General features: G+C 62.4%; 27 protein-coding genes and 1 riboswitch. Of the genes, 15 read left to right on the forward strand and 12 right to left on the reverse strand.

Features of this window, described 5'->3' with window-relative positions; translation table 11 throughout:
• Positions 1–162 precede the first annotated feature (162 nt).
• Together AADW18_RS06110 and AADW18_RS06115 are read right to left on the reverse strand one after the other, a co-directional pair.
• On the reverse strand, positions 163–1293 hold the full coding sequence (locus AADW18_RS06110; RefSeq protein ID WP_337342468.1) for a PilT/PilU family type 4a pilus ATPase: 1131 nt from the start codon (positions 1291–1293) through the stop codon (positions 163–165).
• Positions 1294–1418: 125 nt separating this feature from the next.
• Positions 1419–2456, reverse strand: coding sequence for a type IV pilus twitching motility protein PilT (locus tag AADW18_RS06115; protein WP_337342469.1), 1038 nt, complete (start codon positions 2454–2456; stop codon positions 1419–1421).
• A gap of 92 nt (positions 2457–2548) precedes the next feature.
• On the opposite strand from AADW18_RS06115, the gene AADW18_RS06120 reads away from it, so the two are divergent.
• The 3 genes from AADW18_RS06120 (at position 2549) to AADW18_RS06130 (ending at position 4697) form a co-directional block, all read left to right on the forward strand.
• The gene (locus AADW18_RS06120) at positions 2549–3241 is read left to right on the forward strand and encodes a YggS family pyridoxal phosphate-dependent enzyme (protein WP_337342470.1); all 693 of its coding nucleotides are present in this window, start codon (positions 2549–2551) and stop codon (positions 3239–3241) included.
• Between the two features lie 11 nt (positions 3242–3252).
• Positions 3253–4101: a pyrroline-5-carboxylate reductase gene (gene proC / locus AADW18_RS06125; protein WP_337342471.1), complete on the forward strand. Its 849-nt coding sequence runs from the start codon at positions 3253–3255 to the stop codon at positions 4099–4101.
• An 80-nt stretch (positions 4102–4181) separates the two neighbouring features.
• Positions 4182–4697, forward strand: a complete 516-nt coding sequence (locus tag AADW18_RS06130; RefSeq protein WP_337342472.1) for a DUF4426 domain-containing protein — start codon at positions 4182–4184, stop codon at positions 4695–4697.
• Positions 4698–4832: 135 nt separating this feature from the next.
• Here AADW18_RS06130 and AADW18_RS06135 read toward each other — a convergent pair whose 3' ends face one another.
• The 3 genes from AADW18_RS06135 to pdxH are packed head-to-tail and all read right to left on the reverse strand — an operon-like array spanning position 4833 to position 6681.
• Complete coding sequence (locus AADW18_RS06135; RefSeq protein ID WP_337342473.1) at positions 4833–5630, reverse strand: cobalamin-binding protein; 798 nt, start codon at positions 5628–5630, stop codon at positions 4833–4835.
• On the reverse strand, positions 5630–6085 hold the full coding sequence (aac(6'), locus tag AADW18_RS06140; protein WP_337342474.1) for an aminoglycoside 6'-N-acetyltransferase: 456 nt from the start codon (positions 6083–6085) through the stop codon (positions 5630–5632). The genes AADW18_RS06135 and aac(6') overlap by 1 nt, the downstream gene beginning before the upstream one ends.
• Entirely contained in the window at positions 6082–6681 is a 600-nt protein-coding gene (gene pdxH, locus AADW18_RS06145; RefSeq protein ID WP_337342475.1) for a pyridoxamine 5'-phosphate oxidase, read from the reverse strand. Before pdxH ends, aac(6') begins: the two co-directional genes overlap by 4 nt.
• A gap of 56 nt (positions 6682–6737) precedes the next feature.
• Between pdxH and AADW18_RS06150 the strand changes: the two genes are divergently transcribed.
• Positions 6738–7577, forward strand: a complete 840-nt coding sequence (locus AADW18_RS06150; RefSeq protein WP_337342476.1) for a kinase — start codon at positions 6738–6740, stop codon at positions 7575–7577.
• A gap of 128 nt (positions 7578–7705) precedes the next feature.
• Here AADW18_RS06150 and AADW18_RS06155 read toward each other — a convergent pair whose 3' ends face one another.
• Positions 7706–7909: a dodecin family protein gene (locus AADW18_RS06155; RefSeq protein ID WP_337342477.1), complete on the reverse strand. Its 204-nt coding sequence runs from the start codon at positions 7907–7909 to the stop codon at positions 7706–7708.
• Positions 7910–8007: 98 nt separating this feature from the next.
• Between AADW18_RS06155 and AADW18_RS06160 the strand changes: the two genes are divergently transcribed.
• The 4 genes from AADW18_RS06160 to hemE all read left to right on the forward strand — a co-directional run bounded on the left by AADW18_RS06160 (position 8008) and on the right by hemE (position 11137).
• On the forward strand, positions 8008–8550 hold the full coding sequence (locus tag AADW18_RS06160; RefSeq protein WP_337342478.1) for a shikimate kinase: 543 nt from the start codon (positions 8008–8010) through the stop codon (positions 8548–8550).
• Positions 8547–9653 (forward strand): 3-dehydroquinate synthase, encoded by a 1107-nt coding sequence (gene aroB, locus AADW18_RS06165; protein WP_337342479.1) that lies wholly within the window; start codon positions 8547–8549, stop codon positions 9651–9653. Before AADW18_RS06160 ends, aroB begins: the two co-directional genes overlap by 4 nt.
• Positions 9654–9662: 9 nt before the next feature.
• Positions 9663–9920 carry a WGR domain-containing protein gene (locus AADW18_RS06170; RefSeq protein ID WP_337342480.1) on the forward strand — a complete coding sequence of 86 codons (258 nt, stop codon included), beginning with the start codon at positions 9663–9665 and terminating at the stop codon, positions 9918–9920.
• Positions 9921–10063: 143 nt separating this feature from the next.
• Positions 10064–11137, forward strand: coding sequence for a uroporphyrinogen decarboxylase (gene hemE, locus AADW18_RS06175; protein WP_337342481.1), 1074 nt, complete (start codon positions 10064–10066; stop codon positions 11135–11137).
• 121 nt (positions 11138–11258) lie between these two features.
• On the opposite strand, the gene AADW18_RS06180 is transcribed toward hemE, so the two are convergent.
• Complete coding sequence (locus AADW18_RS06180; protein ID WP_337342482.1) at positions 11259–14852, reverse strand: two-component regulator propeller domain-containing protein; 3594 nt, start codon at positions 14850–14852, stop codon at positions 11259–11261.
• Positions 14853–15214: 362 nt separating this feature from the next.
• Here AADW18_RS06180 and AADW18_RS06185 point away from each other — a divergent pair, with 362 nt between their 5' ends.
• From AADW18_RS06185 to AADW18_RS06195, 3 genes are read left to right on the forward strand one after another with little or no spacing between them, the layout of a single operon-like run.
• Positions 15215–15919, forward strand: a complete 705-nt coding sequence (locus tag AADW18_RS06185) for a YceI family protein (RefSeq protein ID WP_337342740.1) — start codon at positions 15215–15217, stop codon at positions 15917–15919.
• Positions 15916–16512, forward strand: coding sequence for a cytochrome b (locus AADW18_RS06190; RefSeq protein WP_337342483.1), 597 nt, complete (start codon positions 15916–15918; stop codon positions 16510–16512). The genes AADW18_RS06185 and AADW18_RS06190 overlap by 4 nt, the downstream gene beginning before the upstream one ends.
• A complete protein-coding gene (locus AADW18_RS06195) occupies positions 16499–17065 on the forward strand; it encodes a YceI family protein (protein ID WP_337342484.1) in 567 nt (188 codons plus the stop codon). Before AADW18_RS06190 ends, AADW18_RS06195 begins: the two co-directional genes overlap by 14 nt.
• Before the next feature lie 116 nt (positions 17066–17181).
• Here AADW18_RS06195 and AADW18_RS06200 read toward each other — a convergent pair whose 3' ends face one another.
• Positions 17182–17403 carry a glutaredoxin family protein gene (locus AADW18_RS06200; RefSeq protein WP_337342485.1) on the reverse strand — a complete coding sequence of 74 codons (222 nt, stop codon included), beginning with the start codon at positions 17401–17403 and terminating at the stop codon, positions 17182–17184.
• Positions 17404–17473: 70 nt separating this feature from the next.
• On the opposite strand from AADW18_RS06200, the gene AADW18_RS06205 reads away from it, so the two are divergent.
• A complete protein-coding gene (locus AADW18_RS06205; protein ID WP_337342486.1) occupies positions 17474–18856 on the forward strand; it encodes an L-serine ammonia-lyase in 1383 nt (460 codons plus the stop codon).
• 134 nt (positions 18857–18990) lie between these two features.
• Here AADW18_RS06205 and AADW18_RS06210 read toward each other — a convergent pair whose 3' ends face one another.
• Positions 18991–19821 (reverse strand): aminoglycoside phosphotransferase family protein, encoded by an 831-nt coding sequence (locus AADW18_RS06210; RefSeq protein ID WP_337342487.1) that lies wholly within the window; start codon positions 19819–19821, stop codon positions 18991–18993.
• A 41-nt stretch (positions 19822–19862) separates the two neighbouring features.
• On the opposite strand from AADW18_RS06210, the gene AADW18_RS06215 reads away from it, so the two are divergent.
• The gene (locus tag AADW18_RS06215; RefSeq protein WP_337342488.1) at positions 19863–20888 is read left to right on the forward strand and encodes an alpha/beta hydrolase; all 1026 of its coding nucleotides are present in this window, start codon (positions 19863–19865) and stop codon (positions 20886–20888) included.
• Between the two features lie 147 nt (positions 20889–21035).
• On the opposite strand, the gene AADW18_RS06220 is transcribed toward AADW18_RS06215, so the two are convergent.
• From AADW18_RS06220 to AADW18_RS06230, 3 genes are read right to left on the reverse strand one after another with little or no spacing between them, the layout of a single operon-like run.
• On the reverse strand, positions 21036–22118 hold the full coding sequence (locus AADW18_RS06220; RefSeq protein WP_337342489.1) for a homoserine dehydrogenase: 1083 nt from the start codon (positions 22116–22118) through the stop codon (positions 21036–21038).
• On the reverse strand, positions 22115–23353 hold the full coding sequence (locus AADW18_RS06225; RefSeq protein ID WP_337342490.1) for an O-succinylhomoserine (thiol)-lyase: 1239 nt from the start codon (positions 23351–23353) through the stop codon (positions 22115–22117). The genes AADW18_RS06220 and AADW18_RS06225 overlap by 4 nt, the downstream gene beginning before the upstream one ends.
• Positions 23350–24408, reverse strand: a complete 1059-nt coding sequence (locus tag AADW18_RS06230) for a homoserine O-succinyltransferase (RefSeq protein ID WP_337342491.1) — start codon at positions 24406–24408, stop codon at positions 23350–23352. The genes AADW18_RS06225 and AADW18_RS06230 overlap by 4 nt, the downstream gene beginning before the upstream one ends.
• A gap of 77 nt (positions 24409–24485) precedes the next feature.
• Positions 24486–24601, reverse strand: a riboswitch (SAM riboswitch).
• A 108-nt stretch (positions 24602–24709) separates the two neighbouring features.
• Between AADW18_RS06230 and AADW18_RS06235 the strand changes: the two genes are divergently transcribed.
• Together AADW18_RS06235 and AADW18_RS06240 are read left to right on the forward strand one after the other, a co-directional pair.
• Positions 24710–25804 (forward strand): phytase, encoded by a 1095-nt coding sequence (locus AADW18_RS06235; protein WP_337342492.1) that lies wholly within the window; start codon positions 24710–24712, stop codon positions 25802–25804.
• The gene (locus AADW18_RS06240; protein WP_342961437.1) at positions 25801–26781 is read left to right on the forward strand and encodes a peptidoglycan DD-metalloendopeptidase family protein; all 981 of its coding nucleotides are present in this window, start codon (positions 25801–25803) and stop codon (positions 26779–26781) included. Before AADW18_RS06235 ends, AADW18_RS06240 begins: the two co-directional genes overlap by 4 nt.
• The last annotated feature ends 9 nt before the right edge of the window (positions 26782–26790 follow it).

The raw sequence follows: 26790 nt of genomic DNA on the forward strand, positions 1-26790 counted from the left end.
GCTAAGGGTTGCTGTACACGAATAACGCTACCGTTTCCCCGTTGGACCCAGGTCAGGCCCTATGACGCTTTCCTGGGAAAGCTTCATCGGGACTCACGTCGCTCCTACGGTTATCTGCTTAGATGCCGCCGAGTTACGTAGGCTAGAACCCGTGCAGATACTTCAACGCACTTCCGCCACTTCCACGCCATCCAGGCCTTGCGCCAAGGTGCGTGCGTCGCCGCCTTGGGCCAGCTTGATGCGCAGGCGAACTTCGTTCTGCGAATCGGCGTGGCGCAGCGCGTCCTCGTAGCTGATCTCGCCGGCTTGATACAACTCGAACAGGCTTTGATCGAAGGTCTTCATGCCCAGGTTGGTGGACTCCTTCATCACTTCCTTCAGCTTGTGGATCTCGCCGTCGCGGATGTAGTCCTGGATAAGCGGCGTGCCCAGCATGATTTCCATCGCCACGCGGCGGCCCTTGCCGTCCGGCGTCGGAATCAACTGCTGCGCCACCACGCCCTTGATGTTCAAGGACAAGTCCATCAGCAGCTGCTGACGCCGGTCTTCAGGGAAGAAGTTGATGATGCGGTCCATCGCCTGGTTGGCATTGTTGGCATGCAGCGTGCACAGCACCAGGTGGCCGGTTTCGGCGAACGCGATGGCGTGATCCATGCCTTCGCGGGTACGCACTTCACCGATCATGATCACGTCCGGCGCCTGGCGCAGGGTGTTCTTCAATGCAGCGTCCCAGCTATCCGTGTCGATGCCGACTTCACGCTGGGTGATGATGCAGCCTTCGTGCTTGTGCACGAACTCGATCGGGTCTTCGATGGTGATGATGTGGCCGGTCGAATTCTGGTTGCGGTAGCCGATCATCGCCGCGAGCGACGTCGACTTACCGGTGCCGGTCGCGCCCACGAAGATGATGATGCCGCGCTTGGTCATGGCCAGCGTCTTGATGACCGGCGGCAAATTCAGCTCTTCCACGGTGGGAATGCGGGTCTCGATCCGGCGCAGCACCATGCCCACCTGGTTGCGCTGATAGAAGCAGCTGACACGGAAGCGGCCCACACCGGCCACGCCGATGGCGAAATTGCACTCGTGGGTCTTTTCGAATTCCTCGCGCTGCGCCGGCGTCATCACGTTCAGCACCAGGTCGCGGCTCTGCTGACTCGTCAGCGGCGTCTGCGTGATGGGCGAGATCTTGCCGTGGACCTTGATGGATGGCGGCATGCCGGACGTGATGAACAGGTCCGACGCCTTCTGGTGCGCCATCAGCTTGAGGAAGGAGGTGAAATCGATGGTGCTCATGGTGTGCTCCTTCGGAGCCGGAAATGGGGACTCGGGATTCGGGAATCGTCAAAGCCGCTTCGGAATGGAAATCGGAATTGCCGTGGCTCCAGACCCTTCCCGATTCGCTACTCCCGATTCTCGTCTTACTCGAACAAACGCTTGTCCTTGGCGTATTCCTTGGCCTGCTGGCGGGTGACCAGGCTGCGTTTCACCAGGTCCTGCAGGTGCTGGTCCAGGGTCATCATGCCGCTTTGCTGGCCGGTCTGGATGGCCGAATACATCTGCGCCACCTTGTCTTCGCGGATCAGGTTACGAATGGCGGGGGTGCCCACCATGATTTCCCATGCCGCGGTACGGCCGCCGCCGACTTTTTTCAGCAACGCCTGCGAGATCACCGCACGCAAGGATTCGGACAGCATCGAGCGGACCATTGGCTTTTCGCCGGCAGGGAACACGTCGATGATGCGGTCGATAGTCTTGGCCGCCGAGCTGGTATGCAGGGTGGCGAACACCAGGTGTCCGGTTTCCGCCGCGGTCAGCGCCAGGCGGATGGTTTCCAGATCGCGCAACTCGCCGACCAGGATGTAGTCGGGGTCTTCACGCAATGCCGAACGCAATGCCTCGTTGAAGCCGTGCGTATCGCGATGCACTTCGCGCTGGTTGATCAGGCACTTCTGCGAGGTGTGCACGAACTCGATCGGATCCTCGACGCTGAGAATGTGCCCGTACTCGTTCTTGTTGATGTGGTCGACCATCGCCGCCAGCGTCGTCGACTTGCCGGAGCCGGTTGGCCCGGTGACCAGGATCAATCCCTGCGGCTGTTCGATCAGCTGCCGGAACAGCGGCGGACAGGCCAAGTCTTCCAGGGTCAGCACTTCCGAAGGAATGGTGCGGAATACCGCGCCCGCGCCGCGGTTCTGATTGAAGGCGTTGACGCGGAAACGCGCCAGGCTCGGGATTTCGAACGAAAAGTCGACTTCCAGGAATTCTTCGAAGTCGCGGCGCTGCTTGTCCGACATGATGTCGTACACCAGCGCATGTACTTGCTTGTGATCCAGCGCAGGAATATTGATGCGTCGGACGTCGCCATCCACGCGAATCATCGGCGGCAGACCGGCAGACAGGTGCAGGTCCGATGCTTTGTTCTTAACCGAAAACGCCAAGAGCTCGGCGATATCCATAACGCTGCTTCCCCGAAATGCTGCGACTGGAACGATACAACCCCGGCAGGCAGTATAGCGCTGTTGCCACGATATCCAACGGTTGGACCACCATGCTCGCCGACACCCTAAGCGAGACCCTTCAATACCTTGAAAACGCGGCCAAAGTAGCCAATCGGCCAGTGCCGCGTTTACTGGCTGTCTCCAAGACGCAGCCGGCCGAGGCGGTAGCCGTCCTGGCGACGGCGGGGCAGCGTGCTTTTGGTGAAAACTACGTCCAGGAAGCCCAAATCAAGGCGCGGACACTAACGGCGCTGAACCTGGAATGGCATCTGATTGGACACTTGCAGTCCAACAAGGCGGAGACGGCGGCAAACGTGTTCGACTGGGTACAAACGGTAGACCGTCACAAATTGATTGTGGCCTTGTCGAGATATCGCGCTGCCGACCGCTCACCCCTGAACGTGTTGATTCAAGTGAATATCGACGATGAAGCCAGCAAGCATGGCTGCCGCCCGGAAGAAATACCCGCCCTGGCAGCAGCAATCGCAGGCGAGCCTCGGCTATCGTTGCGCGGCCTGATGGCCATTCCGGCGCCCCAAACCGACCCCGACCAGCAGCGGGCCGCCTTCAGACGAATGAAGACGCTATTCGATGAACTGGCGGCGCATCATCCGCAGATCGACACCTTGTCGATGGGCATGAGCGGCGATTTCCCCCTGGCCATCGCCGAGGGCGCCACCATGGTGCGCATCGGCACGGCTTTGTTTGGCGCACGCGCTCCAAAACCCTCTCCTTCTGCATGACGAAGAACGACATGACCACGACTTCCGCTTCCCGCCTCTTGCTTTCCCATCCCATCGCTTTCATCGGCGGCGGCAATATGGCGCGCAGCCTGATCGGCGGTTTGGTGGCCGGTGGCGCGAACACCGCGAAGATTCGCGTGGCCGAACCGGTGGAAGCACTGCGCGCGTCCTTGGCCGCTGAATTCGGAGTGCAGGTTTTCGCCGACACCAGCGAGGCTGTCCATGGCGCGGACATGTGGCTGTTCGCGGTGAAGCCGCAAGTCATGCGCGATGTCTGCCAATCGCTTTCGGCGCGGGCCTTGGCGCAGCATCCGGTGATCGTATCGATTGCCGCCGGCATTACCACTGGGCAACTGCAGGCCTGGCTGGGCGGCGAACTGCCAGTGGTCCGTTGCATGCCGAATACACCCGCATTGCTGGGCGCTGGTGTTACCGGGCTATTCGCCAATGCACAGGTCGACGCCGCCGGCCGCACGCGTGCTGAAAGCCTGCTGTCCAGCGCCGGCAAGACGGTGTGGCTTGAGGATGAAGCGAAGATGGACGCGGTGACCGCCGTTTCCGGCAGCGGGCCCGCCTACGTATTTCTGCTCGCCGAAGCGATGGAAGCCGCTGCCAAGGAAGAAGGCCTGCCGGATGAAGCCGCACGCACGCTGGTTCTGCAAACACTGTTAGGCGCGGCACGCATGCTGACCGAATCGGACGTCGACCCAACCGAACTTCGCCGCCGCGTCACTTCACCCAACGGCACTACCCAAGCCGCGATCGAAGCCTTCCAGGCAGGTGGTTTCGAGGCGCTGGTGGGTAAAGCAGTCCATGCGGCAACGGAACGCGGCCGTGAACTATCGGCAGCCAATGATTGAGCGTTGCAGATAAAGCTACAAGACATAAACGCATGCGATCCACGTCTGCGAACACGATGAATCCAAAATTCGGACCGAGCATGAAAACAACAGCCCCAGTACGCCGTCATCACCCGTTCCCCGTTCCCTATTCTCGGCTTTTTCATAACGCTGCCTTCCTTTTACTGGCGGCCTGGTTGCTTGCCGCCTGCTCCAATAGCGAAGCGCCACGCGCCGCCAACTTCGTGCCGGCTGCACCGGCGCATACCGACTTCGGCGATCTGCGCGTGCGCTACAACGCCCTGCCCACGATGTCGCTGAGCGAGGAAATGGCCAGGCAATATGGTGTGGAACGGGACACCGGCACCGCATTGGTGGTGATCGCGTTGCGCCAGGTCAAGAATGGCGAAGAGACGGACACCGATGGCGAAGTGACAGGGCAGGTATCCGATATTTCCGGTGCTCGCCAACCGGTCACGTTGCGCACCATTGACACCGGCGACTACACCGACCATATCGGCACCGTTCGTGTCTCACAGCGCAATACCTATCGCTTTGATATCACCGTCGCGGCGAACGGCCGGAAAGACATTGTGCAGTTCGAACGGAATTTTTGAGAGCAACCGACTGTAGGAGCGCCGTCTCGGCGCGAGCTTTGACCTGCTTTGCTGTTGAAGAGCTCTTCGCCTTTATCGCGATCTGACGCGAAGAGCTCGCGCCGAGACGGCGCTCCTACCGGTCAGCGGCTGCACCTACTGTTTTTGCGCAGCCCACGCCTGCACGATATCGGCAATAGCGCGCACGCCATCCGTTAGCGCCGCGGGGCCGGGCTGCAGGATCAGCGGCGACTTTATTTCGTGCAGTTCGCTATCGCGTACCGCGGGGATCACATCCCAGCCTGGCCGGGTGGCGACTTTGTCAGGGCGAAAACGCTTGCCGCACCACGAACCCAGAATGATATCCGGCGCCCGCCGCACCACTTCATTGCCATCAGCAAGAATCCGGTGCTTGGCCAATGATTCGACGGCCAGCTCAGGGAAGATATCGTCCCCGCCCGCGATGCGGATCAACTCGGCGACCCAGCGAATGCCGGTGATCGGCGGGTCATCCCATTCTTCGAAATAGACCTTCGGCCGTCGCGGCAGCCGCACCGACTGCTCCGCTATCTCATCCAATCCGCGCTCAAGTTCGTCCGCGTACGCATTCGCCTTTTCGTGGGCGCCAACCAGCGCACCCAAGCGGCGAACGTAATCCAGAATGCCGGCAACGCTGCGATGGTTGGCTATCCAGACTTCCACGCCCTGCTTGATCAACTCGGCCGCAATCTCCGATTGGATGTCGGAAAATCCAATCGCCAGGTCAGGCTCAAGCTTCAATATCTCGCCGATCTTCGCGCTGGTGAAAGCACTGACTTTCGGCTTTTCCTTGCGCGCTTGCGGTGGCCGAACGGTAAACCCGCTGATACCCACGATACGCTGCTGCTCACCGAGTGCGTACAGTGTTTCGGTCGGTTCCTCGGTCAGGCAGACGATGCGCTGCGGCCCGATCATCAGGCACCCAGCAATTTGCGGAAGTACACCACGCGCTCGGTTTCCTCGAATCCACAGGCCATGTGAGCGGCCAAGCTGGCACTGTTGTCGAGCAGCGCATCCGATGCAAATTCGCGGCAACCCTGATCACGTGCCCAACCCTCCACGGCTGCGACCAGCGCGCGGCCCACACCTTTGCCCCGCCATTGCGGAGCGACGTACCAGCCCTCCAGGAATCCTACCGGCGAGCTTTCCGTACCGTTGACGTAATCATGGCGTAGCGCCGCTTCTGCGAATGCGATGGCAGCGCCCTGGTTGTCAAAGGCCAGAAAAACGATGGCACCACTGGCGAGCATCTCGTCGATCTCATCAGCAAGCTGCGTCGCGTCTTCATCCGGCCATAGCGCTTGTCGCAGGGGCGCCCACTGCGCCGCATCGGCCGTCGTGCCGCGACGGATGTGCCAGGTCGCCATCATGGATACAGCATCCGCTTGGCCCATTGGCCCATGCCATCGCGCTCGTAGCGCCAGCGCTCGTGCAGCCGGAACTGCGCGCCGTACCAGAATTCGATGGCCTCCGGGACAACACGGTAACCGCTCCAGCCTTGCGGGCGTGGTACGTCGCGGCCTTCGAATTCGGCCACGACCTGAGCGATACGGTCTTCGAACCCTTTCCGCGAATCCAGGGTTTCGGATTGCGCGGACGCCCACGCGCCGATCTGGCTCAAGCGTGGGCGCGAGGCGAAGTAGAGGTCCGCCTCGTGGTCATCCACCTGCTCAACGGCACCTTCTATGCGCACCTGGATGCCGGCCTCGCGCAGGCTGCGCCACAGGAACAACAGCGCCGCACGGGGGTTGGTTTCCAGTTCGTAGCCTTTGCGGCTGTGCAGGTGAGTGTAGAAAACGAATCCCCGCTCATCGAAGGATTTCAGCAGTACCGTGCGCAAAGACGGGCGTCCATCCGGCGTGGCCGTCGCCAAAGCCATGGCGTTGGGTTCGATCTCGCTGCTTGCGCTGGCTTCGTTGAAGAGCGTGGTGAAAGTGGACAGCGCTTCGGTGTACAGGTCGCTCATGGTGCCCCGCTGGAAAGGCCGTCGTGGGACACGGCGGCATACGCTATTGTCTCGCGATGCTTCCTCCGCATCCACCATCAGAAGGCTTTGATAGGGCGTTCGTCGCCGAAGCGTTGGCGGCGGCGTTGGCGGCAGCGACCCGTCCGGCGATATTCGCCCTTGTGGGCTTGCAGGGTAGCGGAAAATCCACGCTGGCCGCGCAAATGGCAGCGATGGCCAGGGCGCAAGACCTGTCGGTAGCGGTGCTTTCGCTGGATGATTTCTATCTGACCCACGCGCAGCGTCAAACGCTGGCACAACAGGTCCACCCTTTGTTGGCAATGCGAGGACCACCCGGCACGCACGACATCGCATTGGCCTGCCGCACTTTGGACGCCCTGCGTGCAGCGAGCCCGGTCGCTCTACCTCACTTCGATAAGCTGAGCGACGACCGCTTGCCGGAAGCTCGCTGGCCGCGCGTCGACGGTTCCGTTGATCTGGTGATCTTCGAAGGCTGGTGCCTGAAGACACCTCCCGAATCGGCCGAAGCTCTGGGCGAACCGATCAATGCCTTGGAACGCGAAGAAGATCCCGACAGCCACTGGAGGCGTTGGTGCAACCAAGCATTGGAACGCGACTATCCAGCGCTGTGGCAGCGCCTGGACACGTTGTGGTTCCTGCGGGGACCTGGCTTCGAAGTCGTACCGGATTGGCGATGGCAGCAGGAACAAGCGCTGCAACATGCCGATCCGTCGAAAACCGCAATGACGCGTCCGCAGATAGATCGCTTTGTGCAGTTGTTCGAACGCGTCAGCCGGCAGGCGCTACGCACGCTGCCGGCCATCGCGCAGCGCACCGTCGACCTGGACGCGCAGCGCAGGCCGGTGGAGCCGCAGGAGCGCATTCGGTTTTTGTAGGAGCGCCGTCCCCGGCGCGGGCTCTTCGCTTTTAACCGCGATCTGACGGAAAGAGCTCGCGCCGGGACGGCGCTCCTACATGGTTCTATAGAATCTACCGCTCCGCGGGTTCTGCGGAGGCTTTCCGACTACTGCACGACAAAACTGATGCGCATGTTCACCCGCCACTCGGTGATATTGCCGCCATCGTCGGTCACCACTTTCACTTCGTTGACCCACGCGCCCTTGATGCCCTTGACGGACTCAGCCGTCTTCTTCAAACCCGTTTTCACCGCGTCTTCCACGCTGACCTTGGAGGACGCGTTCACTTCGATGATCTTGGCGACTGACATGGCACATCCTTTCGCTACAGGGCGGGGCTCCGCCGGGACGCCCACCGTATGCCTCCTGCTGTTAAGCGTTCGCTACGGGAGTGCTAGCATCCGTATCAATGAATCCCGCCTCCAATCTCATCCTGGTCGGCCCGACGGGTGCCGGCAAAACGTCCGTCGGCAAACGCGTGGCTGAACGCTTCGGACTGACCTTCGTGGACGTCGACCACGCCATCACCGAACACGCCGGCGCCACCATCCCGGCCATCTTCGAACACGTCGGAGAGGCCGGCTTTCGCGAACACGAGCGCGCGGTACTGCGCGAGTTGCTAGCTGAACGAAAGCAGCTGGTATCCACCGGCGGCGGCGCGGTCCTGGACCCTGGCAATCGTGAACTGATACGGCGAAGCGGATTCGTGGTCTACCTGCGGGTCAGCGTGGAGGCTCAACTCCGGCGGTTGGGCCGCTGCACCAACCGGCCGCTGCTGCAGCGGCCGGACCGCGAGCAAGTGCTACGGGACATGGCCGTCGCCCGTGAACCGCTTTATGCCGAGGTTGCCGATCTGGCCCTGGACACCGATCATCTGATGCCGCCGGAAGCCACCGCGCGACTGATCCGGCTGCTCGCCAGCCGCTGGCAACGCACCGAGAACGCCGAATGACCGCTTCCCTCCGCACCGTCGATGTCGGCGGCCAGCACCCCTACACCATCACCATTGGCCCAGGCCTATTGAACGATGGTGCCGCACTGGCAGCTCGCGTGCGTGGCCGACACGTGCTGCTGGTCAGCGATTCCATTGTCGCGCCGCGCTACGCCGCCATGGTGCGCGAGTCACTGCACGCCACACGCCCGGATCTGCGCATCGGTACCTTTGTGCTGCCGGCCGGTGAACAGTCGAAGACCCTGGCCAATTTCGGCGCGGCTATCGATGCGCTGGCGACGCTGGGCGCTACCCGCGATGCCTGCATCTTCGCGTTGGGCGGTGGCGTGGTTGGGGACCTGGCTGGATTTGCCGCCGCGTGCTGGATGCGCGGCGTGGACTGCGTCCAACTGCCGACCACCTTGTTATCGATGGTGGATTCTTCGGTCGGCGGCAAGACCGCGGTGGATATCCCGCAGGGCAAGAACCTGGTCGGCGCTTTCCACCCACCGCGCGCGGTCTTCGCCGACACCGACACACTGCGCACGCTGCCGCCGCGCGAACTGCGCGCGGGACTGGCGGAGGTGATCAAGTACGGGGCCATTCGCGATGCAGCGTTCTTCGATTGGCTCGCTGCGCAACGCCAGTCGCTGCTGGCCGGCGAACCAGCGGCGCTGACGGAAGCCATTGCCCGTAGTTGCGAGCACAAGGCGAAAATCGTCGAACGCGATCCGCTGGAACGCGGCGAGCGCGCATTGCTCAATCTAGGCCATACCTTCGGTCATGCCATCGAGACCGAACAAGGCTATGGCGGTACCGGCAATGACAATCTCAACCATGGCGAGGCAGTATCGGTAGGCATGGTGCTGGCCGCCCGCTTATCCGCCGACCTGGGCATGGCCAGCGCCGAGGACACCGATCGGCTTGCGGCCCTGCTTGAGGCCTTCGAACTGCCCGTCGCGATCCCAGCCGGGCTGGCTCCGGAGGGGCTGCTGGATCGGATGCGCCTGGACAAGAAAAACCTGGCCGGACGGCTGCGCCTGGTGCTTTTGCGGGGTATCGGCCAGGCCGAGGTGGTGCCCGACGTGGACGAAGCCCGCGTTTTGGCGGTGCTCTCCGGCTAAAATGTCCGCATGCGCGTCTTCCTACAGCAACGCCCCGGCGCGGGCGAATTGCCCCGTTACGTCCAACTGACCTTGCAGCCCGATCTGTTCGGCGGCTGGGAACTACTGCGCGAAACCGGCCAGATCGGCGGTCGCGCCCAGCTCAAGCGGGAGCAGTATCTGCTGCAGGACGAAGCCACCGCCGCCTTCGAAAAAGTCCGCGACAGCCACTTGAAGCGTGGCTTCCAGGTGACCTTCGTCCGCGGCGCCGAGGCGCCGAAGGCGTGATGTCTCGTGCTCCGCACCCTGCCAAGGGTGAAGTCGGCGACTGCGCCGCCTGCCAATGAATCGTGGTGCCCGCTCTTCCCATTGACCCTTAACCCTTTGCAGGCGGCACCACCGCCGGCTTTACCACCGTAAGGAAATCGCACGTGTCCACCCCCCTCCGCAACGACCGCCTGCTGCGCGCGCTCAAGCGCGAACCCGTGGACCGCACTCCTGTATGGCTGATGCGCCAGGCCGGCCGCTATTTGCCCGAATACCGCGCCACGCGTGCGCAAGCTGGCAGTTTCCTGGGCATGGCAAAAAACCCCGATATCGCCTGCGAAGTCACCCTGCAGCCGCTACGCCGGTTCGATCTGGACGCGGCGATCCTGTTTTCGGACATCCTGACCATCCCCGATGCGATGGGCCTGGAGCTTTACTTCGTCGATGGCGAAGGCCCGAAATTTCGCCATACGGTGCGCAGCGCCGCCGATGCCGCCAAGCTGGCGGTGCCGGATATGGAAACCGAACTTCGCTATGTGATGGACGCCGTACGCCTGATCCGGCGCGAGTTGGATGGCAAGGTGCCGTTGATCGGCTTTTCCGGCAGTCCCTGGACGCTGGCCTGCTACATGGTGGAAGGCGGCGGCAGCAAGGATTTCGCACGTATCAAGGCGATGGCGTTGAACGAGCCCGCCGCGCTGCACGCGCTGCTAGCGGTCAATACCGATGCTGTCATCGCCTATTTGTCCGCACAGCGCGCGGCGGGTGTGCAGGCGTTGCAGGTATTCGATACCTGGGGCGGCGTGTTGTCACCCGCGATGTACCGGGAATTCTCCCTGCCTTACCTGATCCGTATCGCAAAAGAACTGCAACGTGGAGAAGGCGCGGAACGGACACCGCTCATCCTGTTCGGCAAAGGCAACGCGGTACACCTGGACGCGTTGGCCGAGAGCGGTGCCGAAGGCGTCGGCGTCGATTGGCTGGTGGAACTGTCCGAAGCGCGCCGGCGCACCGGCGGCCGGGTCGCGCTGCAAGGCAACCTCGACCCTGCCGTGCTGTACGGCTCGCCCGAGGCCATCCGCCACCAGGTCCGGCAGACGCTGGACAGCTATGCCGCTGGTGCCGACGGCAGCCGCGATGGCCACGTCTTCAACCTGGGACACGGCATGTCGCCGGACATGAACCCGGAGCACGTCGCCGTGCTGGTGGATGCCGTTCACGAATTCAGCGCCCGGTGAACTCACGCGCGCGCTGAACCAGTGAGATCAGAGCGCCTGAAAACCCACGTGAAAACGTGGACCGATTGAAGCCGTAGCGTGCGCACAGCGCACGCTAGTGCAGAGCATCGTCGCATTGAGATCAGCTGTTGCCTGTGTCCGTCCCAGCCGTTTTTCGCAACGCCTGTTCGACCGTTTCCGCCAGCACCTCGCCCGTCACCGGCTTGCGCAAAAAGTCATCGAAGCCGGCGGCTTGCGCCTGGCTTTCCGCTTCGGCGTCAGCCCGCGCCGTGATTGCGATCAATGGCGCGGCGAATCCGCCCATCCGCAATTGCTGCGCCAAGGCCAGCCCGTCCAGGCCCGGCAAATCCAAATCCAGCAGCGCGATGTCGAATTCGCCTACGGACACTTCGCTCAACGCCGCCAGCCCATGACCCGCATGGGTAACATGATGTCCGCGTGCGCGCAGCAAACCGGCCACCACCTCAGCCACGGTCAAGTCGTCCTCCACCAGCAGAATCTTCAAGGCGCGATTGCACGCGATAGTCCGTGGCTTCTCGGCAGATGTCTCGCTGCCTTCGGCAATGAGCGATCGTGGCATCGGCAGATCGACGGTGAAGCTCGCGCCGGCACCTGGGGCACTCTCCACGCCGATCCGCCCGTCCATTGCGACCACCAACTCCTGGCAGATCGCCAGGCCCAGGCCGCTGCCCCCATACCGCGCAGCGGTGCGGGCACCTTCCGCTTGCTCGAAACGTTGGAACAATCGCGCCTGCTGCTCGGCATTGATGCCAGGACCGGAATCGCTGATTGCCAGGCGTACTCTCTCTGAGGGAAGAGGAGCGATACTCAGCGCCACGTGGCCGTGATCAGTGAACTTGATGGCATTGCCAATCAGGTTGAGCAGTATTTGGCGCAACCGAAGCGGATCGCTGCGCACCATACGCGGTACGCCGGCAGCAATTTCGCTGGAAAAAGCCAACCCGCGCCTTTCCGCCACAGGTGCCATCAAGGCCGCGATGTCGTTGATCAGCACGTGCAGATCAAAATCCGCTTCCTGCAACTCCAGCTTGCCAGCTTCGATGCGCGCCAAATCCAACGCATCGTTGACCAAACGCACCAGATGGGTACCGGCGCGCTGGATGGCCGTCGTATAGCGCTGTTGTTGTTCGTTCAATGGTGTCGCCAGCAGCAGCTCGCTCATGCCCAGTACTCCGGTCATCGGCGTGCGCACTTCATGGCCGAGCGTCGCCAGGAATCGTGTCTTGGCTTCGGATGCCTGCTCGGCCAGCTCGTGCTTGTGCGTGGCCAATTGCCAGGCATTGCGGCGGCGAAGCCAACTGCGATATGCCAGCGCGATCCAGCTCAACAGCGCTAGCAACAATACGATCAATGCAGTGATGGCCCACCAGGTTCGCCACCACGGCGGCGCTACGCTAAAAGCAATGGTATGCGTCCGCGACCACAGGTTGTCCGCGTTCTTGCCGGCGATTTCCAGGCGGTAATCGCCTGGCGGCAGCTGAGAGAAAACACGCGCACCATCGGCGTCCACTTCTACCCAGTCGTCGTCGAAGCCGATCAACCGGAATCGATAGCGGTGCGCCTGAACATTGCTGTACGAGATCAATCGAGCAACGACCTGCAGATCGCGATCATCGTGTTCCAGCTGGAACGGCTGCCCCAATGGCAACACCAGCGGGTCGGAACCGCGACGAACGGTAATCGCGTCCACGACCAGCGGCGGCGGTGTGTTTGCCGGATGCAATGCGATCGGATCGAAGATCACCAGTCCGTGCGAGGCGCTGACGATCAAGCGGCCGTCCTGCAGCCGCTGCACCGGTCCGAACAAGATTTCCTGCCCCGGCAACCCATCATGAACACCATAGACCCGTACCATGCGTTTCACCGGATCCATCCGGGTCAGGCCACGAGTGCTGCCAGCCCACAAGATGCCGCGACGATCCACCGTCAGTCCGTTGAACATAACCTGCGGTATTCCTGCCGCCGCGTCCAACCGTTCTATTCGCCGGTATTGTCCCGCCTGTTCGCGGTAGCCCTCCAAAGCACCCACCCGGGCCAGCCACAACAACCCCTCCGCGTCGTATGCGAAAGCCCCCACCGGCGCTTGTGGCAGTCCGGGTATAGGCACGAATCGGCTCGCGCCAGCATCCCATGCCACCACGCCTTGCCGGCTTGCCAACCAGATACGGCCGTCCGGTCCCCGGTCCAACTGGTTGTAAGCGTCCCCGGCAACAAGACCCCGCTCGCCAAAGCCTATGTTGTCGACTACCCGTCCTTCCGGACTGCGCACCTGCAAACCTGTGTCTTGCCCGAGCCACAAATTCCCGTCCGTGGCCTGCACGATGGAATAGATGTCCATGGCAGCGTCATACCCGGAACCCGAGTTCCAACGCCGGATCGCACCAGAAATGGGGTCATAGCGCACCAAACCGCCCGAATGGCCCACCCACACACGCCCGTCGGTGGCTTCGGCTACCGCGTAACCGACAGTACCTTCGCCTATACCGTCAACCATGTGTCGGACTGATCCCGTCTCCGGGTCCAATCGATCCAACACATCCGAGGTACCAACGAGCCATATGTCGCCGGTGGCTGACGGGGCGATGCCGTACACCTGAATGTTGCCCAGCGATGCAGGAACACCTTCCGCCTTGCCCAGCACTGAGAATTGCCGCCAAGCGGGCGGCAGATACCACAGGCCTGCATCTGTGCTGGCGAACCATAGTCCGCCTTCCACATCCTGCAGCGCGTCGCTCCACTGCGGTTTGACGCGGCCGCGAGTGAGGCTGCTATACAGCGGTACGTTGACGGTCTGCCCATCATTGCTACGACGCATGCCGTCGAAGGTACTCAGCCAGTGAATGCCGGTGCTGTCCTGCAACAGCAACCCGTGAGCCGTGACTTGCTGGTAAAGACCCCAGGGATCTTTCGACCACTTGCCGTCCGTCCCATAAACCCTCATCCCCAGCTCATTGCCTATCCAAAGGTTGCCTGCGTGATCGAAGCGCATTGTCGACACATACATCGACGGGTGCGCCGCTTTCGGCAATCGCTCGAAGTCGCTGCCGGTCCAGCGCGCGGCGCCTTGGTCAGTGCCCACCCAGAGACTTCCGTCGGGACCAAGCTGCAGGCTGGTCACGGTTTTGCCCGGCAGGCTGCGCACATTGCCGGGCTGCGGCACGAAGCGGGTGATGCCCCCATCGCGGCCCATCTTGCGCAGGCCCGAATCCCGAGTGCCGATCCAGACCGTTCCATCATCGGTCGGTAGGACGCTCAAAATATCGTCGTCATCCAGTCCAGGGGTATTTTGGTTGTCGAAATAGCGAAACTGCTCGCGCTTTCGATCTAACAGTGCCACCCCCGCGCCCAAGGTGCCCACCCATACCTGGTCGTCGGCGTCCACCTCCACCCACATCACCTCGTTCTCGCGCAATCCTTCGCCCAGTTGCCAAACCCGAAAGCCGGTACCGTCGTGCCGCACCAGGCCGTCAGCGGTGGCAAGCCATAGGTAGCCGTTCTTGTCCTGGGCAATCTTGTTGATGATGTTGGAAGGCAGCCCATCAGCAACGGTCAGCTGCCGCAGTTGCGGAGTTTCAGGAAGGCCGGCGTTCGCATCTAGCGCGAAAAGGCAGACCAGCCATAAGTTAATCCAAAGCCAGGCATCAAGGCTGCGCCTGTCTTTTTTTCGCGCATCTCCGGCACCAACAATTCTCACCTTTTGCTCCCTCTACGCGTCTCGCCGCCCCTGAATTCGAGGCCCTGACGCTTGGCCGCGTGTTTAATAACACGGCATCTGCTTGATAGCACCCCGCTTGGTGATGAGTCCCTGATTCGTCAAAAGATCAATATCCGTGCTTGACAGCAATCCGGACCGAACCCACTCCCAGCAATATCGGCGCCACAAAGTCCGGCGTGTGAGCTGCGACCGTGGCCGCTTACGCTGTGCGCAGGAGATTCAATCCTTTTCGGCGGTCTCGCAATCCGATGCGGGTCCAGTGCCGCGGTACGTTCGCAACGATCCGTTGCATCTACAAACGGGGTATCTTTCCGAACGTACGCCTAGAATCCCTGCTCATGATGCTTAAGCGCCTTATCGCCAGTTTCCGCCCCGCCTGCGTGCTGGCGTTAATGACGCTGCCATGCCTTGCGACGCCGGCTACGGCGCAGGCTGCCGCTGCCGAATACCAACTGGATCCTGTGCATACACGGGTGATGTTCGCGGTGGAACACGCCGGTTTTTCGCGTGCTCTTGGCACCGTATCCGGTAGTACAGGTACTTTGGTCTTCGACCCGGATGATTGGCGAACCGCTCGCATCGAGGTCACCGTACCGCTGTCACGGTTGGACCTGGGCGATGAAGACTGGAACCGGGCAGCAGGCAAGAGCGGCCTGCTGAACGTGAATGATTTCCCAGCGGCCACCTTCACTTCCACCAGGATCGAACCTGTCGATGCACGGCATGCCTGCGTTTATGGTTTGCTGACCCTGCGCGGGGTAACCCGGGAGGTGAAACTGGATGTGACGCTCAATGCGGTCAAGCGGCACCCCATGCCCCCGTTCCGCCGCACGACCGGATTTTCAGCGACGGCACGGATCAGCCGCGCCGACTTCGGCATGACGGCGTGGAAGAACGTGATCGGCGACGATGTAGAGCTGCGCATCGAAGCCGAAGCCACCCGCAGCGGCCGCGCCAACCAGGGCGATGCCGACGCCACCGATGCGGAAAATTCCCCTGAAGCCGGCGAACCTCCTCTTCCTCCTGTACCGGAACCCACACGATGAGTTTGAAGAACACCGCAGAGCGCTGGGGCGCGGTCAGTCAGTTGTTCCACTGGGTTATCGTCGCGCTGATCCTGCTCATCGCCTATCTCGGACTAACGATGACCGGCCTGCCCAATGGGCCGCGCAAGATCAATATCTATGCGCTGCACAAATCGGTCGGGCTGACGATTCTCGCGCTGGTTACGTTGCGGCTGCTATGGCGGCTGTACGCCGGTGCGCCTGCGCCGTTGACGGGAACGCCGGTATGGCAGCAGCGTATCGCGTCCATCACCCATTTCAGCCTGTACGTGCTGTTGTTCGCCATGCCGCTGTCGGGCTGGCTGTTCAATTCTGCTGCGGGCTACCCGTTGCAATGGTTCAAGCTCTTCAATCTGCCCGCTATCGCAGGCCGCAGCGAGGAGCTGAAAATATTGGCCGAAACAGCGCACACCACCATGTTCTGGGTATTGGTGGCGCTGGTGGTGGCCCACGCAGGCGCGGCGTTCTATCACCATCTTTTCCAGAGTGATGACACGCTCAAGCGAATGCTGCCGCGGCGCCGCCAAGCTACTTCTTCCCCCCTTCCCGAGGAACCGTCCAATGACGCTGTCTAACCGCTTGGGCTTGGCCATCGCCGGGCTGCTGCTGGCTGCCGCTGCCGCACCCGCCTTCGCCGCCGACTATGTGCAGGCACCTGGCTCCACGCTGATCTTCGCCAGCAACTACCAGGGCGAAGTCTTCACCGGTAAGTTCGGCAGCTTCAACACAGCGCTGAGCTTCGACCCGGCCAAGCTGGCCGCATCAAAATTGGACGTCACGGTTCAATTGGCTGGCACGCAGACCGGCAACAGCGACCGCGACGACACGCTGAAGACCAGCGACTTCTTCGACGTCGCCAAGTTCGCCCAGGCGCGCTACACCTCCACCAAGTTCCGTGCACTGGGTGGCAATCAATATGCAGCCGATGGGACTCTGACCCTGCGTGGCGTCACCAAGCCGGTCACGCTGACTTTCACCTGGACACCCGGCCCGCAGCCGGTGCTCAACGGCAAAGCCACGGTCAAACGCCTGGATTTTGGCGTCGGCAGTGGCGAGTGGACGGACACCCAGACGATCCCCAACGAAGTCGCTGTCAGTACCAAGGTGGTTCTGAAGCCGGTGAAATAACGCCTCCGGCATTTATGCTGTAGGAGCGCCGTCTCGGCGCGAGCTCTTCGTTTTTATCGCGACCTGTTGGAAAGAGCTCGCGGCGGGACGCCGCTCCTATCGCAGAGACTGCGCTCCTACAAAAACTCGCGCAATTTTTCCAGGTCGAACGGCCAGTCCAGCTCCGCGCCGGTATCTTCCCGGCGCAGTACCGGCACCCGCGTTCCATAGCGCTCCTCCAGCACGTCGTCTTCATCGATGAACACGCTGTCGAACTCCGGCAGCCGCGCGGCCGCCAGCACTTCCAGCGCCAGGTCGCAAAGGTGGCAATCGTCGCGTTGGTAAAGAATCAGGGGCACGGGAGGGCTCGGCGTGGAATCTGCTGCGGCGCGGGAGAGTGATTCAACGCCGCCAGCATAGAATAGGCGCATGGCAGTCAGCACGTTCGACCTCTTCAAGATCGGCATTGGGCCGAGTTCCTCCCACACTGTCGGCCCCATGCGGGCCGCGGCGCGTTTTGTCGCGCGCTGGCTGGACGAACCTGGACGCCTGCAGGATGTCGCACGGATACGCGCGGAGGTGTTCGGCTCGCTGGCGCTGACCGGCCGTGGACATGGCACCGACAAGGCCGTGCTGATGGGGCTGGAGGGGCACTACCCCAACCAGATCGATCCGGACATCATTCCGCCAGCGCTGGAGCGCATCCGCGGTGAGAAGCGGCTATACCTGCAGGGCCGGCACGCAGTCGTTTTCGACGAGAAACGCGACCTGCTGATGAACAAGCGGCAGAAGCTGCCTTATCACACCAATGGCATGCGCTTCAGTGCTTTCGATGCCAACGATCAGCCCATCGCTACGCGCGATTACTATTCTGTGGGTGGGGGTTTCGTAGTCAACCAGGACGACGCGGCCGTGGATCGTATCGTGGCCGACAGCACGGTACTGCCCTATCCTTTCAAGAGCGGCGATGAGCTGCTGGCGCAATCGGCAAAGAACGGCCTGAGCATCGCTCAGCTGATGTTCGAGAACGAAAAGGTCTGGCGCAGCGAAGACGAGATCCGCAACGGCCTGCGTGAAATCTGGAACGCCATGCAAAGCTGCGTGGCCCGCGGTATTCGCCAGGAAGGCACGCTGCCCGGCGGTCTTCACGTGTCGCGCCGTGCACCCGCGCTTTACCGCGAACTGTCCAGCAAGCCGGAGGCCGCGATGCGCGACCCGTTGACGACGCTGGACTGGGTGAATCTGTATGCGTTGGCGGTGAACGAGGAAAATGCCGCCGGAGGACGCGTGGTGACGGCACCCACCAACGGCGCGGCCGGCATTGTTCCGGCGGTACTGCATTACTTCGATCGCTTCATTCCAGGTGCGAACGAAGCACGGGTATTCGACTTCCTGTTGACCGCTGCGGCCATCGGCATTCTCTACAAGGAGAACGCCTCCATCTCCGGCGCCGAAGTCGGGTGCCAGGGCGAAGTCGGCGTTGCCTGCTCGATGGCCGCGGGCGGCTTGGTCGCGGCGTTGGGCGGCACCAGCAGCCAGATTGAAAACGCGGCCGAAATCGGCATGGAACACAACCTTGGCCTGACCTGCGACCCCATCGGCGGCTTGGTGCAGATTCCCTGCATCGAACGCAATGCAATGGGCGCAGTGAAGGCGATCAATGCCAGCCGCATGGCCATGCGCGGCGACGGCAAACACAAGGTCAGCCTGGACAAAGTCATCAAAACCATGCGCGATACCGGCCGTGACATGCAGGACAAGTACAAGGAAACCAGCCGCGGCGGCTTGGCGGTAAACGTCATCGAGTGTTGAGGCATACCGCGATTGCCGCGCAGGAGTGGTGCCGGAACGCCGGTGCCGGTGAGTCGCGACCGGAAAGAACGGCAGAGCTTCAGACGCGGATTAACGCAGAAAGAAGCAGATAAGGCGTGAAGCCAGCCCGCGAATCAGGGCAAAGTCTCGCCCGCTTGAAGCAGCAAGCTCAACGCCGCCTCCGCCGTCTCCAATTCGTGTTCCGCCGTTTCATGGTCATCATCTTCCAATGACCATGCCGCCGAAAGCGCGGCGTGCGCAGCGGTCCAGCGCAGTAGACGCATAGGCTCCAGCCGCGCCCGCTCCGCCACCACTCGCCACTGCCGCGCCATGCGCGTCTTATCCGGTGCGGACGACATGTCCGGATTGCACAGGATCTGCGCATGGTCGAAGCCGCGCTCGCCGATACGGTCCTTGGGATCGATTGCGCGCCAATCGTCCGCGCCGAACTCCAGCACGTTGCTGTGATGGGAGTCGCCATGCAGCGGCACCACGTCTTGTGCATCGGCCAGCAATGCGTCGGCGACACGCGCGCAATGCACGAGCACGCCGCCGCGCCGCGCCGCCTGAACGCGCACGGCACTGAACCATTCCGCCAGTGGCTTCAAGGCCGGTGGCGAGGCGGAACGCGGCGCGTGCAGCCGATCCAATACACCGCAGATTATCCGGCTGGCTTGGTCGTCCTCCTCACCGCCGTTCTCCGCCTGTTGCAGCAAGCTGCGACCGCCGACCGCCCGTTCCATCAACAGGGACCCGTCGTCGTCCGCCTCCAGCACACGCGCCGCGCCATCACCATTCCACCATCGCATCAGCGCGCTCCCGGTACGCTCTTCGGGCCACCGCGGCAGCTTGAGCATCGCGCGCACGCCGTCGGCGGTGAGTACGGGCAGCAGATCGCTGCCATGCGTATGCATCGCATCTCCGTCGGGATACAAGCGCCAACGCGCAAGGTGGACCTCGAACATCGGGAAATCATAACAATCCCTGTCCTATCATTCGCGCGGTCATGTTTTATTCGGAGTCATTCGTGCGACGCACACTCTTGTCCGCCCTCCTGGCTTGCTCCTTCGCCACCTCATTGCACGCGGCTGAATCCTTCCCGCGCTACGGCGCACAACTTGAAGACTTCGAGTATCCGCACCCGATACGCCGTCACGAATTCGGATCGCAGCGGCAATCGCTGTCAATGGCTTATCTGGATGTCGCGCCTCAAGGTGCAGCCAACGGACGGACCGTCGTGCTGCTGCATGGCAAGAATTTCTGCGCAGCGACCTGGGAATCCGCGATCGAAGCACTGAGCGGAGCCGGGTATCGAGTGATAGCCCCAGACCAGATCGGCTTCTGCAAATCCACCAAACCGGAACGCTATCAATTCTCCTTCGCGCAGTTGGCGGCCAATACGCAAGGGCTTCTGAAGTCACTCGGCATAGAGCGCGCCGTGATCGTCGGCCACTCGATGGGCGGCATGCTGGCCACGCGCTATGCGCTGCAATATCCCACTGCGGTCGAGCAGCTGGTACTGGTGAACCCCATAGGCCTGGAGGATTGGAAGACCGAAGGTGTGCCTTGGCGGGATATCCAGGACTGGTATGCGGGCGAACTCAAGACCGACTTCGAATCCATCAAACGCTATCAGCTAGCGGTGTACTACGGCGGACATTGGAAGCCCGAATACGATCGCTGGGTCGGGATGCTGGCGGGCATGTATGCCGGACCCGGCAAGGAGCGCGTGGCCTGGAACCAGGCACTGGCTTCGGACATGGTGTTCAACCAGCCCGTGGTCTACGAATTCCCGAATCTGAAAGTGCCCACCACGCTTTTCATCGGCCAACGCGACCGTACTGCCATCGGTAAGGACAAAGCGCCGCCGGACGTTGCCAAACGGCTAGGGAACTACCCCGCGCTGGGCAAGCGCACCGCGAAGGCGATACCAGGTTCGACTCTGATCGAGTTCGAAGATCTCGGCCACTCACCACAAGTGGAGGATCCGGCGCGTTTCAATGCGGCCTTGGTGAAGGCGCTGAATCGATAGCCTATTTCCCATTCGCCGGCACCATGCAGGAGCGCCATCCCGGCGGTAGGAGCGGCGTCCCGCCGCGAGCTCTTCACTTCTATCGCGATCTGGCAGCAAGAGCTCGCGGCGGGACGCCGCTCCTACAAAGAAAAGGAAGGCGACCGCTCAGTTCCGGACAATCCCCAGCACGTCATCCAGCAGCGCCGCGGCAGTGACTTCCGCACCCGCACCGGGTCCCTGGATCACCAGCGGTTGCTCGGGATAGCGGTCGCTGAAGATGGCAACACGATTGTCGGTGCCACCACCGCCACAAAGCGGATGGTCTGCCGGCAATGCCTGCAGTCCAACGCTGGCGCCGCTGCTATCGAAACGGCCCAGGAAACGAAGCCTGGCGCCATCACGATGAGCCGTCTGGAAGCGCTGCTCAAGCGGTGCGTCCAGCAGTTCCAATGCGTCGTCCAACGCCGCCAGCGGCAATGCGGCTAACCTGCTCGGCACTAGCGAATCCACCTTCACGTCTTCGCTCTGCAAGGGTAGTTCCGCAGCACGCGCCAGGATCAACAGTTTGCGGCGCACATCTTCGCCGGAGAGATCGATACGCGGATCGGGCTCGGTGTATCCCGCCTGCCGCGCCTGACGGACGAAACTAGAGAACGGACGAGTCCCGTCGTAATGATGGAATAGCCACGCCAACGAACCTGACAGCACACCTTCGACACGATGGATGCGGTCGCCGCCTGCTACCAGTGCGCGCAGGCTGCTCAACAAAGGCAGGCCCGCGCCAACCGTCGCGCTGTCGCCATATCGTGTGGCCGCTTCGCCGCGCGCGCGAAGGATCGCCTGCGCGCGGCCCAAGCCACCGCCGACGCCCAGCTTGTTGGCGGTAACCACATGGACACCACGTCCCAGCCATTCCGCGTGCCAATCGGCGACCGCCTCGCTGGCGGTCGCGTCGATCACGATGTCGCCATCACGTAGCGCTTCGGTTTCCGCCCATGGCGGCAGCGGATCGGTGCGCGCCGGGGCGGCATTCGCCAAAGCCAGGGCTTCTCCCAACGAATCGCTGTGCGAAGGCGCGCAGGCAAGCACGGCGCGCGAGTTCGCCAGCCAGACGAAATCCGGCAACGGCGATTCACCCTCCTGCAAACGCTGATAGCGCGCGACGAACGCGCTGCCAACCACGCCGGTACCCAGCAGCGCCAATCGAGACGCCCGACGTTCCACCGGCGCCAAACGGACGACGCTCATGCGTCAGCGAGTTTTCGTTTGGACTCGGCTACCGCGCGCTCGGCGCGTGCCAGACCCGCCGCCAGATCGGCCAGCAGATCGTCTGCCGACTCGATGCCAACGGACAGGCGCAACAGGCCATTGGTGATACCGGCCTTGGCGCGCGCCTCGGCGGACATCGCCGCGTGCGTCATGGACGCCGGATGGGCCACCAGGCTTTCCACGCCGCCCAGCGATTCGGCCAAGGTGAAATATCGCAACCCGTCGACGAAAGCGCGCACGGCCTGCTCCTGCTCCGCCGCATCGGCCCCATACAGTTCGAAGCTGATCATTGCGCCAAAACCGCGCTGCTGCCGCGCAGCCACCGCATGACCCGAATGGGATGCCAAGCCGGGGAAATAGACCTTCGACACCGCGGAATGTTCGTCCAGCAGTGCAACGATGGCATCCGCGTTTTCCTGATGCACGCGCAAGCGCGCATCCAACGTGCGTAAGCCACGCAGGGTCAGGAAGCTGTCGAATGGTGAACCGGTCAGGCCCAGCGCATTGGCCCACCACACCAGTTGCTGGTGGGTTTCGGCGCTGCGCGCGATGACCGCGCCTCCGACCACATCGCTGTGGCCATTGATGTACTTGGTGGTGGAGTGAATTACCAGGTCCGCACCAAACTCGATGGGCTTCTGCAAGGCCGGCGACAGGAAGGTGTTGTCGACCACCGTGATGGCGCCCGCCTTGTGCGCGGCATCGATGACGAAGCGCAGATCGGTGATGCGCAGCAGCGGATTGGAAGGCGTTTCTATCAGCACCAGCTTGGGCGATCGCGCCAAGGCATCGGCCAATGAACGAGGATCGGTCAGGTCGGCGGTGATGAGTTCGAAATGACCCTTGGTCGCCAGTGCGTTGAAAAGACGCCAGCTGCCGCCGTAAGCGTCGTGCGGCACGACCAGGCGATCGCCAGGTTGCAGCAATGCGTTCAATACCAGCGTGATCGCCGACATGCCGGTGGAAGTGACGACCGCGCCGGCTCCGCCTTCCAGTTCGGCCAGCGCCTCGGCCAGCAGGTCACGGGTGGGATTGCCGCTGCGGGTGTAGTCGTATTGACGCTTGTTGCCAAAGCCATCGAAGCTGAAATTGGACGACAACACGATGGGCGGTGTGACCGCGCCATAGGCGGTATCGCGGTCGATACCGGCGCGAACCGCCGCAGTGGCGGAGCTACAGTCAGGGATGCCCGACTCGGCGTCAAAGTTGCTCATGCATTTTCTCCGTTGCCGCGCAGGGCGGTTTGCAGGATCGCATCGATGCGATCGGTTTCTTTCAGGAAGGCGTCGTGGCCATAAGGCGAGCGCAGCACACGCAGTTGTCCGTGGGTGCCCAGGCCTTCGACCAGAGCGACCGAATCAGACAGCGGCACCAGCCGATCGCCTTCGACCGCCACAACAATCGTCGGCACGCGTATATCGGCCGGATCGACGCGGTGCAGGTCGATGGATTCGGACAGGCGCACATAGGCATTGACCGGTGTACGTGCCACATATTGCGCACCCGCCGCGTCCAGGTAGTCTTCGGCGGCGCAACGCACGCGGCCGTTGACGATCTCCGGCGCGGCATCGAAGCGTTCTTCGAATTCTTCCGGCGTGCGATAGCTCAACATGGCGAACTGGCGTGCCAGCGACAGACCTTGTGCATCGGCGCATTGCAACTGCCCGAGCAACACCGCTTTACGCTGCAGCGCACGCCAGGCAGCGGCATAAGGATGTGCGCGATGCGCGCCGCTTACCGCCACCAGCCGGCGCAGCCGGGAAGGATGCCGCAGCGCGAACTGCAGGCCGACCAGTGCGCCGTAGGAATAGCCCACGAAAGCGTGCAAAGAAGGAATATTCAGCGCTGTCAGCAGTTGCGCGATGGCGTCGGCTTGATCCGACGAATCGATAGGCGCGTCCAGCTTGCCGTCGGCGCCGATGAAATCGAATGCCAGTAGCCGGCGCTGATCCGGATCTAGCGCGCGTCCCGTGCCGACCAGCGAATTCAGCCAGCCCGCCTCGGGAAAAACAGGGCTGGGCGCCAGATGACGATGCGCGGAAATGCCGCCGGCGACGAATACCACGGGCGCATTCGCAGGTCCCTGCAATTCGTAGCGCAGCGTAATGGTACGGGTACCCGCGTGGCGCATCGCCAACTCGATGGTGATCTCGCCACGCAGCGCGCGGGCGCTTTCCGGCACGTAAGTGGATTCGTCGCCAACGACCTGCGCAGGCGCGGCCACGGGCTGGAGACTGGCGTTTATGAAACTGGCGTTCACGAAACTCATGGCGGTATCCGAAGGAAAACTGGACTACGACCATCGAGCTTCGCGGAGCTCGCGTTCGCCGCGCGGTGGCACGGTACGAACCATCTTTCGGCAGACGCGTGGTCTCCGCAGGATTTGGCACCTACACGGCGCTTGCGCGTCGCTGGCTGCCCCGGCTTCTTCGGGCCTGTCCCTCTGCCGGTCTCGATGGTGGCGCCAGCTTGCCACCCCGCCCGGGGGGTGTCAATCGCTTTATTCGGATGAAGAGATAGTTTCTTTTCTTACTATCGCCCCGCCTCCCGCGATGTCGCATAATTTGTTAATGAATCGGAAAACCCTCCTGGCCTGTGCATGCATGGCGCTACTGACCGCCTGCGCCACCGCGCCTGCCGTGCGCACCTCCACGCCTCCCGCCCCCAAGCCCACCACGGCGGCGGATGCGCGGATCGTCGAGGCCTGGATCTCGGAGCCCGTGCCTGGCGACGAACTCGATTCGGTGGCGGCATGGCCGACCGAGGATGGCCAGGTCTGGCTGATCGCCACGGCCAAGTCCACCCATCGCCTGGTTGTCTACGACGCCGACAACGGCCAAAGGTTGCGAACTGTCGGCGGACCGGGCACCGGGCCCGGCCAGTTCAATCGCCCCAATGGCATCGTGGTATTCGGCGATACCTTGTTTGTAGCCGAGCGCGACAACCACCGGGTGCAGGTTTTCCGGCTACCCGATTTTTCGCCGCTGGGCGACTTCGGCGCAGACGTGTTGCGAGTGCCATATGGGCTGTGGGCGCAGGAAACCGGCCCGGGACAGTTGGAACTGTTCGTCACCGATAGTTTCATGGCCGATTTCCGGACCGGGCAGCTGCCACCAATGGCGGAATTGAAGCATCGCGTGAAGCGCTTCCAGATCGAATTCGACGATGACGGCAGCTTCCGCTCCGAGTACCGCGGCGACTTCGGCGATACCGGCGAAGCCGGCGCCCTGCGCATGGTGGAATCGATCGCTGGCGACGCCAGCCACGATCGCCTGCTGATTGCCGATGAAGATCGCCGAGTGGGCTCGACCTTGCGCGACTACACCTTGAACGGTTTTTATCGCGGTCATAGCCTGGCGACGTTCGACGCCGATGCAGAAGGCATCGCGTTGTGGAACTGCGACGGTGACGACGGGTATTGGATTGCAGTGGATCAGCTGACGCCGACCCTGTTCCGTGTCTTCGACCGCACCACGTTGACGCCGCAGGGCATTTTTTCCGGGCATGTCGTGGCGAATACCGATGGCGAAACGATCTATGCCTCTCCGACGCCGCGCTTCCCCGCAGGCGCGCTGTTCGCGTTGCATAACGATCAATCATTGGCGGCCTTCGATCTGCGCGATGTCGCGAGCGCGCTGGGATTGAAGGACAATTGCGTGCGGTGAGTATCCTCAGGCGATTGTGTTTGTTGATGTCCGGGCTGGCGTTGCTGACGGCCGCCGCCGCCCCGGCCGACGCTGCGCGCCTGTACCGCTGGAAAGACAAGGAAGGCTATACGCACTATGGCGATCAGCCGCCGCACCCGGACCAGTTGCCCAGCAGCGACGTATCGGTCCAGCGCTTCCGTAATTCGCCCAGCGCGCTGATCCGCTTGCGCCTGGAAAAGCAGGGCCTGCGCTATCAGGCCTGGGCCGACAATCTGATGCACGGTCCGGTGGAAGTGCTGATGAAGTTCAAACGCAATAGCAACGTTCGCAGCACACCTGTTTTACCCGCACGCGCCGTGGTGCCGGCGCGCAGCAGCGTGCTGGTAGCCACCATCGACATGACCGACCCCATCCGCGGCGGCGATTTCGAGCTGTTGCTGGATGGGCTGCCAGGCGATCCGGCAAGCCAGCCGCAGGATTACGACTACCGGCTGCCGTTCGACTACGGCCGTGTCCGGGTGGACCAGGGACCGGGGGGCAACTTCAGCCATAACGACACCCAGAACCTGTATGCCATCGACTTCGCGGTGCCGGAAGGCACGCCCATCCTGGCCGTCCGCGAAGGCGTGGTGATGCAGGTGGAATCGGATTTCGAGAAAGCCGGACTGAACCGTGAAAAATACGGCGGCCGCGCCAACTTCATCCGGATTCTGCATGGCGACGGCAGCATGGCGGTATATGCGCACTTGAAGCCGGAAGGCGCGCAGGTGCGGGTCGGCCAATACGTCCGCAAGGGCCAGCGCATCGGGCTGTCGGGCAATACCGGCTTCAGTACGGCGCCGCACCTGCATTTCGTGGTGCAGGCCAACCGCGGCATGCAGTTGGAATCGATCCCCTTTCGGATGTTCGGGCCGCTGGGACAGCTGAAATTCCCCAGCCGCACGCCGGATCGGGAATCGGAACCGGTCATGGGCGCAGGCCAGGCGCCGCGCTGAACCGCCAGC

Source organism: Pseudoxanthomonas sp. CCNWLY206-1, from assembly GCF_039710385.1.
In the GTDB taxonomy this organism is placed as follows: Bacteria; Pseudomonadota; Gammaproteobacteria; order Xanthomonadales; family Xanthomonadaceae; genus Pseudoxanthomonas_A.